This is a genomic window from Halobacillus alkaliphilus, assembly GCF_900113125.1.
GTDB classification, from domain to species: domain Bacteria; phylum Bacillota; class Bacilli; order Bacillales; family Halobacillaceae; genus Halobacillus; species Halobacillus alkaliphilus.
In genome coordinates this window covers 113,549-126,237 of the sequence record NZ_FOOG01000005.1, presented here as the reverse complement: position 1 = coordinate 126,237, position 12,689 = coordinate 113,549, and the positions used below count along the sequence as shown (strand labels likewise).

Sequence of the window (12,689 nt, the reverse complement as noted above, 5' to 3'; positions counted from 1 at the left end):
TAGTTTATCATTCTAACATTAAACGAACAAACATTCGGTACTAAGCAGGTACAGACTTTTCAAGTAATAAATAAACTCCTGAGAACTTTTCATTTCTCAGGAGTTTTATGGTTATTTTTCCTTAACAACAAGAATTTGACCAGTTTTACTTTCCTGTAAAAGGGTCTTCATGATAGTAGTTGAAAGTTTTCTTAATGGATAAGGTTTGACCAGGTAACCTTCCACTTCGATATCAGGAACTCCCGAAGATTGGCTGAGAGCACTTGAGATAAATATAGGAACGTCAGACAGGTGATCATAGGTCTTAATAGCTTGGATAATATCCCATCCAGAGGTTTGATCAGCTAATGTTAAATCAACGATAAACACGTCAGGTTCCATTTTTTCCAATTCATTAAGAGCTGTTCGGCCTTCATTGTAATGAGAAACTTTAATACCTGCGTCACCTAATTCATCCTTTATAAGCTGAGATAAATTAATATCGTCTTCGATAAGGATTACGTGCGGAACTTTTTCAACCGGACCTTCTTCATTTTTCAACGGTTCTTGTAAAGGAAAGGTAAGGGAAAATACGCTGCCTGCTCCCTGTTCTGAGAGTACAGATATACGTCCATTATGAATTTCTGCTATTTCTTTACTGATGGCAAGACCAAGACCCGTACCGCCGATTTTACGTTGACTAGAGTTATCCACTCTATGGAACTTAGTAAAGAGCTTCGAAATTTCATGTTCCGGAATGCCCAGCCCTTCATCTGCCACATGTACATAAACGTTGGACTGATCGTTATTTATAGCTACTACCACTTCTCCTCCATCCGGGGAAAACTTAATGGCATTCCCTATGATGTTATTCATCAACTGTATAATCTTCTCACGATCTGCGTGGATCTTTGAAGTTAATGTCTGATCTGTGAGTATCAACAGGTGGTCTGTATGAGTGATACGAAAGTTTTCTACCACTTCTTCTACCAGGCTCCCCAATTCTACAACTTCTTTCTTGAAAGAAGACTTTCCAGACTCCATCCGCTGCAGATCAAGAAAATCGTTAATAAGGTTTGTCAGTCGCTTTGCTTCCCCGTGAATGGTATTTAAATATTTCTTTCTCCGGTTTTCCGGCAGGTCACGGTGAATCATTAATTCCGTATATCCAAGGACACTCGCCAATGGAGTTCGTAATTCATGACTCACGGTACTAACCAGGTTTGTTTTCATTTGGTTGACTTCAATTTCCGAAGTAATATCACGGAATACAAATAAAATTCCTTCTTTTTCATTCTGGTGACAAATAGGTTCAGCATAGACCTCAATTGTGCGGAACTCCTCTTCAGAACCTACCTCTATTCTCACACTGCTCTTTGGGTGATAGTCAGTGAAAACCATTCCTTTGCAAAAGTCTGTGAAGCTTTCGGCGTTTGTAATGTAGGAAGAGATTTGATGCAGCCAATCTTCAAACTCAACCTTTAACCAGTTCTCTTGCTGCATGTATGGAAGTCCGAGGAATGTCAGCCAGTTTTGATTGTATTGAACAAGCTTTCCTTCTTCATCTACAAACAGGATTCCTTCATTTATATTATCAATGATATCCTGATTCAATTGACGGTTAATTTCTGATTGTTCATAAGAATCAATTCTTTCAATATTTAACGAAACTCGTTGCAATATGGAAGTAATTCCATTAATCTCTTCTTTTTCATAGGAACCTCCCATTCTTGTAGCTACAAAGACCGCCTCCAGTTTATTTCTGGAATTAAATACAGGTACATAAAGATCATAACTTTTACTAGATGCATTAAAATAGCCCTCTTCATAGATTGTCATTTTGCGTTCCCTGATATAAGGTGTACGTTGAGCGCGTAAACGCTTATGTGCGAAAGAGTTTAAAATATCTCCCTTCAAATCTTCCTCTCTTAAACCGATTTTCGCGTATCCGCCAGAATCAAGCAGCATAAAGATTCCATGGTCGAAAGGAAATAAAATAGAGAGCTGATAAATGACCTGATCCAGCAAAGACTGCTTGTCCATAGTGGTTGAAAGCGTCTGGTTCATAGAATTCAATTTCTCCACTGTACTTCTTGCTTTCTCCGTCTCTTTTAAAGAATCTTTTAACCGTTGCTGGGCCTGTTTAATATCAGTAATATCTTTCTGAATGACAATAAATTGTTCGACTTTGCCATCTTCATTTATGTAAGGAACTACAGTGGTGTTTGTATAAAAAAACTCTCCACCTTTACGGTTACACCTAACCTCTCCTTTCCACACCTTTCCATGTTCTACTCCCGGGAAGGCCAGCTTTATATCGGTATGATCGTAGGCCTCCTCCGTTAAGCTTAAGAAATGGCGCCCCTCCAACTCACTTTCTGTATAATCCGATGCTTCTGCTAATTTACCGTTACAAGTTTGAATCCATCCATCTTCGTCCAATATAGCGACAATGGATGACTCATTTAAAGCCAAGTCCTTGTTTCGTAAATCATTTACATAAGATTCAAGCATTTCCTGTTGAGCCATCAGTTCTTGATTTTGTGCAAAAAGATTGTCTTCCCTTTCTCCAATTTCCTTGGCCATATATTGAAAGGAGCGTGTCAATGTACCAATTTCGTCTTTTCGCTTACTCGAAGGTAACTCATCATAATTATTTCCTGCAGCTAGTGCTTCAGATGCTATCGAAAGTTCAGAAAGCGGTCGTCCTATGCCCCGGCTCAATGTTCTTGAGGCAAGTGAAAGGATGCAAACTACAAGAATCATTAAGGCAAAAAGCAAATAAGAAATCAAGTCCATCCGCTCAAGGAAATTGTCATTTTCTGAGGTTAACGTCTCTTGAGCTTCATTCGATATATCTTCAAGTGTTTGGATAATTTCATTAATTTGTTCGGTCGTATTAGCGAGACTGAGTTGCCGAACTTCTTCAATACTGCCACTTTCTACAGCCGTCTGTACTTCGGGAATTAGACTTCCCCAGTAATATTCCAAAAACTGATTAAGATCAGAAAACAGTTCAATTCGTCCATTAGACCAATTCATTCCCTGGGCTTCAGATAAATATCCGTCAAGGTTTTGACGCGCCTGTTTTGCCTGGAGCAGTTCATTATTATTATTGAATACTATGTATCCACGAGTTCGAAAAACCATGGTCTGATACTCTTCTTTTATATTGCGTAATACGTTACGCTTCTCAACTAGTTCAGCTGTTATCGTCTCATGCTGGCTCTTGTTAGAGTACTGTAAATAAAAAAGAACCGATGTAGCTAGACAGGTGGCAGTCACTACTACCAGCATAACTATGAAGAATTTTCTGCGAATCGATTTTTTAAAATAATCCATTATGTCAGAATTTCTTCTACTAATTGAATTAATTCAATTGGACTGAAAGGCTTTCCCATAAAATATTGAATGCCGGCGTTCTTTGACATCTCCATGTCAGACTCCTGAGTTTTGGCCGTTAACATAATAATAGGTGGTCGATTATTACAATCTCCAGTTATCTTTTCAGCTACTTCAATCCCAGTCAAGCCTGGCATCATATAGTCCAGAATAACTAAGTCCAACGTTTCAATCTGCAGGATTTCCCACGCTGCTCTCCCATCTTCAGCTTCTGTTATGAGATAGCCTTCGTCTTCAAGTGTATCTGTGATGAGCATTCTGAGCACATCTTCATCATCAGCTACTAAAATACGTTTGTTCATTTTTTTCCTCCCTTATGGCGTTGAATCAGCCTACGGATTCGTGCGACTAATTCATCTGTGCTGAAAGGCTTGGTCATATAATCATCCGCTCCGATATTCAAAGCTTTTATAATATCCTTACCTTTCTGTCTTCCCGTGAGCATAATAACTACAGTGTCCTGATCATAAGACCTTATCTGTGATAATACTTCCAGCCCATCCATTCCAGGAAGCACCCCATCCAGAAGAACAACGTGTTTATATTTGCCTTCATGATCGTCTTTTAGAAAACTTTCACCGTCCTTATATGCTCGAACTTCCACAGAGTGATCAAAGAAATTCATTGTTTGAAGCCGGTCCGACAGAATCTCTCTAATGATTGAATCGTCGTCAACTACAGAAATATGGACTTGTTTTTCAGCATTCAAAACGTTGGGGATATCCTGAGTCGGCTCATAAATAGTGACGGTTCCCTTTCCAGAACGCTTTCCCCTGTACAAAGCCAAATCGGCCTGCACAATCAAATCTTCCATTTTTGAAACGGATTCGTTCATTTCTGTTAATCCCGCTGTAAAGCTTAAAGAGAACTCATAGTTCTTATTGGTATGAACAATCGATTTAAATTCTTCTAACATATTTTCGAGTCGCCTTTTAGCCTGTATTCTGCTTATGACAGGCATAACTACAATAAACTCTTCGCCTCCATAACGAATTACACTGTCTTCGGGACGGGTAGAAGCATGTAAAACTTCAGATAGCTGGACTAATACCTTATCACCTACCGTGTGTCCATAGCTGTCATTTACATTTTTAAAATCATCTAAATCAAGAATGGCGAGGCAAAATGTTTCCTCACTTCTTTGAAAGTTTCGTTTCTTCCGATCCAGTAAATCCTGGAGATACGCGCGGTTATAGGCTTTAGTCAATTTATCGGTCGTTATTTGTTTTTTTAAAGATCTCACGTGTAAGAGCCGGTTTCGAATGAGAGTAGTAAAGACTTCAAAATCAATAGGCTTCAGGATAAAATCGAGAGCTGAAGTTTCATATACTTTCTTTGCTAATTCGGGAGAACCATCTTCGCTTATGATAATGACAGGAGTTAGAATACTTGTGGCCTGTGTACTGATTTCTTCCAATATTTCTAAGCCATTTTTATTTTCTAAGTAAAAATCAATTACGACTAAATCCGGCGTTTCGTCATAAAACAGATTCAGTGCCCGTTCCTCTGTGGCAGCGATAAGGATACTGTAGCCATGACTTTCCATTTTGTTACGAAAATGATGCAGGAAATCTAAATTATTTTCTAAAATTAAAATCGTAGGTTGTTTTTCCTCTTTTTGAAATTCGAGCAGCTCCTGTTCCTCCACGGGGAGTTCTAATTCCTTTTTAAAAGCAGCCTGAAGAAAAATCGGCTGTAACAACTCCGACCATGAACCTTCTTGCCAGCTTGTTGTAGATGCTGGGTTTACGTGATCCATTACTTTTTCGGCTTCCGTTGATAATTCCGGGAGCTGTATAGAAGCAGCCGTCCCTTTTACGGAGTGAAGAAATTTGTAAATCTCTTTTTCTTCTACAAAGGGGAGTTCCTGCCAGGTTTCAATTTTTTTAGACACATTAGTTAAGAATAATTTCTGATATTTTTCAAAGGATTGCACATTTCCACTCCTAATAAAATCAATCGCTTTTTATCGATCGGTCTACTGTTCATTATAATAGATTTTCGAAATTAATGGGTATAATTTCCTGTAAAAAAACCACTACAAATTTTTTTGTAGTGGTTTTCCTATTTTTATTCGAATGTTTGATTGTATTGGTTCACTTCAAAGAGATCGGTCAATTCTATATCAGGATGTTTATCTTCAAACCAGCGGAGTGAGAAATCATTTTTGAAAAGGACTAACGGATTGCCTTCCCGGTCTTCGACCAGCATGTTCCGCTCATCAAATAGAGATTCATCAACCTGGTCTTCTCGAAGCCAGCGGGGGATACGCTCTCCGACCGAAGTCAGCTCTATTTCTACGTTGTACTCATTCTTCATACGGTACTCGAAGACTTCATACTGAAGCTCGCCGACTGCTCCAATGATATAGTCTTCAAATCGATACCGCTTAAACAATTGAATGGCTCCTTCTTGCACCAGCTGTTCCAATCCTTTTCTGAATTGTTTGGACTTCATTACGTTCTTAGCCGTTACTTTCTTGAACAGTTCAGGCGGGAACTGAGGTAATTCATCGTATTCAAAGTTCGATTTACCGGTAACGATGGTATCCCCTATCCGGTAAACATTCGGATCATAGATTCCGATAATATCCCCGGCATAGCCTTCTTCCACTGTGCCACGTGAAGAAGCGACAAATTGCTGGGATTGTGCCAGCTTAAAAGACTTCCCTGTACGCGATAAGGTTACGTTCATACCACGTTCGAATTTACCTGAGCAAACCCTTACGAAGGCTATCCGGTCTCTGTGCTGTGGATTCATATTCGCTTGGATTTTGAAAATAAATCCAGAAAATTCTTCGTGGTCCGGTGAAACAATTCCTTCCGTTGACTTCCTTGGCGCAGGTTCCGGAGCCATCTCAATGAAAGAATTAAAAAATGTTTCCACACCGAACGGCGCTAGGGCGCTTCCGAAGAACACAGGAGTTTGGTCCCCTTTCATAACTTTATCCATGTCAAAGCCATCTCCTGCTTCATCCACAAGCAGCATTTCTTCTTCAGCTTCCTGGAAGGTAGCATTTTCAGAAAGCTCTGGATGTTGGTCCAGCTGCTCATAAGGAATATAAGCTTCTTCTTCGTTACCAGTATAATGAACGAATTGCTCATTATTACGGTCGAAAACACCAAGGAATCGTTTACCCATGCCCGCCGGCCAGGTCATTGGATAAGTCTCGATATTCAATGTTTCTTCGATTTCTTCCATTAATTCAAACGGCTCACGACCTTCACGGTCCATTTTATTAATAAACGTGAAGATCGGAATGCCACGCATTTTACATACTTTAAATAATTTCAATGTTTGGGCTTCAATTCCTTTGGTTCCGTCGATCACCATAACCACACTGTCAACAGCGGTCAGAGTACGGTACGTATCTTCACTGAAATCTTCGTGCCCGGGCGTATCAAGTATATTAACCTGGTAGCCTTTGTAAGGAAAATTCATTACACTGGAAGTAACGGAAATTCCTCGCTGCTTCTCAATTTCCATCCAGTCAGAGGTAGCGAATTTTCCTGACTTTTTACCTTTCACTGTACCAGCTGAACGAATAAGATTACCGAATAACAGCATTTTCTCAGTCATGGTCGTTTTCCCAGCATCCGGGTGGGATATAATAGCAAACGTACGGCGTTTTTTCATTTCGTCTTGAATATTCATCGTCATATCCTCCATATTATTATTCATTCGGGTGACTTACGTAAGGTAGGATATACGTATCACATTGGCCGATTCACTCCATAAAAAAACCGCTCACTCGATTGAGCAGTAATCTCGAATTTATAAAACTCATACTTTGAAAGTTAGCACAACCATGCATTAAAATCAATCAAGAATCAATGATATCCCCTATTTTCGCTTGCATAAATCCCCACCTTAAGGATTCCAGTATATGGATGACCTGAGGTGGGAATTTATGGGGGACCTGAGGTGACAGATATAGTCAATTATCATCTGGTCAAACCTGTTATAATAGAGGAAATACTGATAGTAAGGATGCCATTTATGCAATCGTACTTATTACAACCAAGTGATATCAAGAAAATAACCGGCCACACTTTTTACAAACGTGGTAAACAATACTATGAATCAAAGAAAGTCTATGGACTTTCTTATAACGGAGCTATTCGCTCTTGGCGGGCTGTCGTTGCAGGAACGCACGATTACGAGGTGCGTATTTTCTTTTTTGAAGAGGATGATGTTGAAGCCACCTGCGAATGTGAAGCTTACAATAATTACTATACCTGTAAACATATCGCTGCCGTCTTAATAGCTATCCGTGAACGCGCCCTGGAGGAACTTGGGCCCAAGCTCGCCGTAAAAGGACGCCAGGCGAAGAAAGAAACAAACCATGATCGACTGTTTGCCATGCGCTTATTTGAAACTTTCCGCCAACGCAAGGAAAATCGTCAGGCAGAAGACTTGAAGAAACCCATTCAAATTCAATACTTTCTTCATCTTCAATCTATGCTTGGGACTAAGAATTTAAGTGTTGAATTAAAGTTTGGTGAAGGCTATCCATATGTCATTAAAGACATTCGTGAACTGCTTGAACATATCCAAAAAGATCAGCCTTACAGGATATCCAAAAAGTTCACATTCGACCCAGCCGACCATGTTTTCAAAGAAAAAGATAAAGAGATCCTGTCATTATTACAGCAAGCCTATGAGCAAGAACGCTTTTACGAGCAGCAATGGACACATAGCGATAAAAAAACGCTGCGTGTTTCCCCGGTATTAGCTCAACACCTACTGCCCAGGCTGGAGGAGCAACAAGCTCAAGTGTCTGTTAAAGGTGAGCTGGCTGGTCCCCTGCACTATAAAACAGAATTCCCTGAGCTCTCTTTCTATATTTCCGAAGAACGCGGCCACTTTCATATGCATATGAACCATTTGAAAAACTATGATTACTTAGCTGACTATCACCTTTTATACAAGGAAGGCACGTTCTATGCGCTCGATCCGCAAAAAGAGGAAGTACTGGGAACGCTATACACTCTGCTTCCTTATAATTCCAACGGAAACCATACCGTGAGTCACTCTGATATGGAAGGCATTGTTTCTTATGTACTTCCGGAGCTTGAAACCATCGCCGAAGTACAGCTGGATCAGACAGCACAGAAAAAAATCAGTCAGCATCCGCTTCAAGCAGAAGTTTATTTGGATTTCTTCCAGTGGACACTAACGATTAATGTCCGCTTTCGCTACGGAGATCTGATTATTGATCCTTTCAAACAGAACTCTGCTCCCAATCAGACCATCGTTCAGCGTAACAGTACAATAGAACAAGCCATTATACAGATTATTGAATCTGCCGAATTTAAATTTGATGGAGAAATCGTTTATATTGAAGAAGAAGAAGCACTTGACACTTTCTTTTCCGACTATTTACAAAGATTGAAAGAGCATTCTGAAGTTTATTTATCTTCTTCTGTCCATTCCCTGCTTGCCGAACAGGACCATGAGCTTAAACCATCCGTTCAGATGGAAAGCGATGGCAGCTGGCTGGATATCAGTTTCGGCATTGATGGGATAAGTTCAGAAGACGTAAGTGCTGCAATGAAAGCTGCGATCGAGCGTAAAAAGTATTATCGCCTCTCTGATGGAAGCTTACTTTCCTTGACATCCGAATCCTTTGAGCGTTTTCAGAGACTGGCTGATGAACTCGATATCTCAGCTAAGGATATTGATAGCAGTGAGCTGCATGTTTCCCAGGCCCGTACACTGCAAGTAGATGAGGTATTGCAGCCTGAAGAATCAGAGCGGGATGAGAAGTTTACTAAACTGGTGGAGCGTCTCCAATCTCCAGAAACATTTAATTTAAATAAACCTGCAGGATTACAAGCAGATCTACGTCCTTATCAGATGACAGGATTCCGTTGGATGAAAACACTTAGTACCTATGGATTAGGCGGGATTCTTGCAGATGATATGGGGCTGGGTAAAACCATTCAAGCCATTACTTTTCTTCTTCATGAAAAAGAAGAGGGCGCCTTGAATGCACCAGTCTTAATTATTACACCAGCTTCACTCGTCTATAATTGGAAAAAGGAACTCGAAAAATTTGCACCAGATTTGACCGTCCAAATTATCTCCGGAGATCCTATCGCCCGTCAGCAGATGATTACAGAGGGATCAGCAAACGTGTGGATTACCTCCTACCCTCTGCTTCGTCAAGATGCAAAATTTTATGAAACGGCTCAATTTCACGCGATGATTCTGGACGAATCACAGGCTATAAAGAATGATACAACAAAGACTGCTTCAGCGGTTCGAACAATCCGCTCCAAGCATCGCTTTGCTTTAAGTGGTACACCTATTGAAAATTCACTTCAGGAGCTTTGGTCGATTTTCAGAACCATTATGCCTGGTTTTTACACAAGTAAGAAGAAATTCATGCAGATGAAGCCAGAAAAAATTGCCCGCATGACCCGTCCTTTTATACTCCGGCGTATGAAAACCGAAGTGCTGGATGAACTGCCGGATAAAATTGACACGGTACAGTATTCAGAACTTACCCGGGAACAAAAAGAGGTTTACCTGGCCTACTTGGAACGTATTCAAAATGATATCCAGGAAACCATTGCTACAAAAGGAATTCAGCGCGGAAAAATTGAAATTCTAGCCGGCCTTACACGCTTGAGACAAATTTGCTGTCATCCTTCTCTTTTCCTTGAGAATTACGACGGAGGTTCTGGTAAGTTGGATCAACTGAAAGAGCTGGCTCACGAAATGAAAGAGAGCGGACACCGTTTGCTCATCTTTTCGCAGTTTTCCAGTATGCTGACGTTATTGCATAAAGAGCTATCAAACGAGGGTATTGACGGCTTCTATTTAGACGGAAGTACGAAAGCAGACAAACGGATGGACATGGTGGATCAGTTCAATCAGGGAGAAAAAGATGCATTCTTTATCTCCCTGAAAGCCGGTGGCACAGGCTTGAACCTGACTGGTGCTGATACTGTAATTTTGTACGATTTATGGTGGAACCCGGCGATTGAAGAACAAGCCGCAGGCCGTGCTCATCGAATTGGGCAGGAAAGAGTTGTACAAGTAATCCGTATGATTTCAGAAGGTACTATCGAAGAACGCATTTACCAACTGCAGCAAAAGAAACGAGATCTTGTAGACCAAATCATTCAGCCAGGAGAGTCTATGCTCACTTCACTGAGTGAAGAGGAAATTCAAGAACTATTTAAGTAATAAAACCCTGCGGAACGAGCTTCCGCAGGGTTTTATTGAACGTGTTATATATTTATAACATAAAGTTAAATATTTCTAACATGAGAGGTATGTAGATAATTACTACCAAACAAAAGTTAATTCTCTTTTCTCTATCTGTTTAACTATCTTAGAAAAAGTTATTTTATCGCTTTATAAGGAAATGAAGCACGACATTCCGTTTAATGACGAACGTTCGAAAAAGATCAAACCGCTCGCCGGGGGGTTATTCTTTATTCTGTGGATCGTCTTGTTCGCCTTTAAATATATTTTAAAACAGATGCCCTTATAATGATCGATCACGGGGGCATTGTAATCCTATTAGCATTTTCATGGCTAAAGACTCAGAAACAAAGCGGGAAATTGAAGGGAGACCATCGTTTCCCTTAAAAGGGAGAATATAATCCTTCTCTTAGCCATGAACCAATAGAAGCTTTTGATTTAGACGAACTCCATTGAAAAAACCTCGCTGTTACAGCGAGGTTTTTTCAATCATTAAACAGGTTTCTTTTGCAGTTTAAACCAGTAACCGCCCAATATACTTGCTCCAATGACCATTGTAACCGTAGATAGGATCATGTGAATGGATGAGGCTACAACAACGTTGCCAGTTACCACAATTACGAATCCTACTACTGCATTTAACAGCAGTGAAAATAGATAGAGCCAGGAGAGCGTTACATGATATTTGAATTTAGATGCGTATATCACAAACCATACAGCCGCTACTAATATTACAATGGTTGCGACCCAGTGAAGAGAATATACCATATTTGCAATTGATTCACTTTTGATAAGATACTCAACTGCCGGAATATCAAGCATCACATTACTCGCACGACTGTGTTTGAAGAAGGCTCCTAAAATTACTTGCATAACGTAGATACTGAAACCTATTAAAAACGTCTTGTAGCTCATGGATATGGTGGACCAGCTTGTCCGCCCCAGCTCAATTTTCTCCTCGTGAAGGCTATAGCTCAACAGTACAAGTACAATTAATAGAATTTGGCTGAACGTAACATCAAGCGTAGTAAAACCTGGAGGCGTACCCAGAAGAACATTGAAGCCTCCAACTAAGGATTGAAATACCAGTAAGCCCAAACTCAATATGGCTAAAATAAGCACGGACTTTCGTTTTCGGTGTTTATATAATGCACCGATCGCATTGATGAACGTAAGCATGGCGAGTAAAGGAACCATTAGCCGGTGAGAATATTCTATTAGTACGTGATAATCAGTAAAATCAGGTATGACTGAACCATTACAGAATGGCCAAGAGGTTCCGCACGCATCCCCGGAATTTGTCGCTACAACAAGATTTCCAAGAATAAGAGCGAGGAACGTAACAAACGTAGTTAAAATTGAAAATTTCTTCATCGTCTTACCCTTTCTCTATATATAATGACGATCGTCAATACATTGTAGCATTCATATAAAATCATATCATGAAAGTCGAATAATAGAGAATGATAAACCCCATCATGCTCATGAACTTTTTGTGAACGAACGCTTTTTTCGGATTTTCTTCACAATTAAATAAACGAGGGAAAGGACAATGAGCAGGGTATTAATCAAAGAGAAGATTCCAGCATAATATTCATTATCCCAATAGGATACCCTGCTTCTGAAAACATATGAGCTGATTGGATAAAATAAAGGGACAGCATCCTCCACATGAGTAAGCAGGTCAACCACAATGTGACCAAGCCAGCCGTACATAAGAGCAGACCATTTTGTGAGCTTGCGGCCCTTCCAAACGAGCACGACAGCGAATATAACAATCCATATAAACATAGAATGACCAGCCTGCCGCAGAATACTCACTACTGGATGTTCAAACAAGTCATGAACAATTCCAAACAGTGATTTTAATGGATCAGGATCATCTATGACCTGAAAAGCATTCCGCGAAATACATAAGTATAGAAACATCACATAATAAACGATATCCGGTAAAATGCTTCCAAATATAAACCAGCCGGTGTGTTTTTGTTTTCGGCTCACAAAAAAAGTCCAGTACCCATGGTGAAGTGTATTCATTTCATCGCCTCCCCTCTTATTAGCTTATAGCACACTTTTTCGTCTGAGTGAGA

General features: G+C 40.1%; 7 protein-coding genes. 1 reads left to right on the top strand and 6 read right to left on the bottom strand.

Features of this window, described 5'->3' with window-relative positions; all coding sequences use genetic code 11:
- Nucleotides 1-111: 111 nt before the first annotated feature.
- From BMZ06_RS05020 to BMZ06_RS05005, 4 genes are all read right to left on the bottom strand, one after another.
- Nucleotides 112-3,321 carry an ATP-binding protein gene (locus BMZ06_RS05020; RefSeq protein ID WP_089750740.1) on the bottom strand — a complete coding sequence of 1,070 codons (3,210 nt, stop codon included), beginning with the start codon at nucleotides 3,319-3,321 and terminating at the stop codon, nucleotides 112-114.
- Complete coding sequence (locus BMZ06_RS05015) at nucleotides 3,321-3,683, bottom strand: response regulator (protein ID WP_089750738.1); 363 nt, start codon at nucleotides 3,681-3,683, stop codon at nucleotides 3,321-3,323. Before BMZ06_RS05015 ends, BMZ06_RS05020 begins: the two co-directional genes overlap by 1 nt.
- Nucleotides 3,680-5,317 (bottom strand): GGDEF domain-containing response regulator, encoded by a 1,638-nt coding sequence (locus tag BMZ06_RS05010; RefSeq protein WP_089750736.1) that lies wholly within the window; start codon nucleotides 5,315-5,317, stop codon nucleotides 3,680-3,682. The genes BMZ06_RS05015 and BMZ06_RS05010 overlap by 4 nt, the downstream gene beginning before the upstream one ends.
- A 134-nt stretch (nucleotides 5,318-5,451) precedes the next feature.
- Nucleotides 5,452-7,035, bottom strand: a complete 1,584-nt coding sequence (locus BMZ06_RS05005) for a peptide chain release factor 3 (protein ID WP_089750734.1) — start codon at nucleotides 7,033-7,035, stop codon at nucleotides 5,452-5,454.
- A gap of 345 nt (nucleotides 7,036-7,380) precedes the next feature.
- Here BMZ06_RS05005 and BMZ06_RS05000 point away from each other — a divergent pair, with 345 nt between their 5' ends.
- Nucleotides 7,381-10,578 carry a DEAD/DEAH box helicase gene (locus tag BMZ06_RS05000; RefSeq protein ID WP_089750731.1) on the top strand — a complete coding sequence of 1,066 codons (3,198 nt, stop codon included), beginning with the start codon at nucleotides 7,381-7,383 and terminating at the stop codon, nucleotides 10,576-10,578.
- Between the two features lie 513 nt (nucleotides 10,579-11,091).
- Here BMZ06_RS05000 and BMZ06_RS04995 read toward each other — a convergent pair.
- Both BMZ06_RS04995 and BMZ06_RS04990 read right to left on the bottom strand, forming a co-directional pair.
- Entirely contained in the window at nucleotides 11,092-11,973 is an 882-nt protein-coding gene (locus tag BMZ06_RS04995) for a COX15/CtaA family protein (protein ID WP_089750729.1), read from the bottom strand.
- A gap of 108 nt (nucleotides 11,974-12,081) precedes the next feature.
- Nucleotides 12,082-12,636, bottom strand: a complete 555-nt coding sequence (locus BMZ06_RS04990) for a metal-dependent hydrolase (RefSeq protein ID WP_089750727.1) — start codon at nucleotides 12,634-12,636, stop codon at nucleotides 12,082-12,084.
- Between the last annotated feature and the right edge of the window lie 53 nt (nucleotides 12,637-12,689).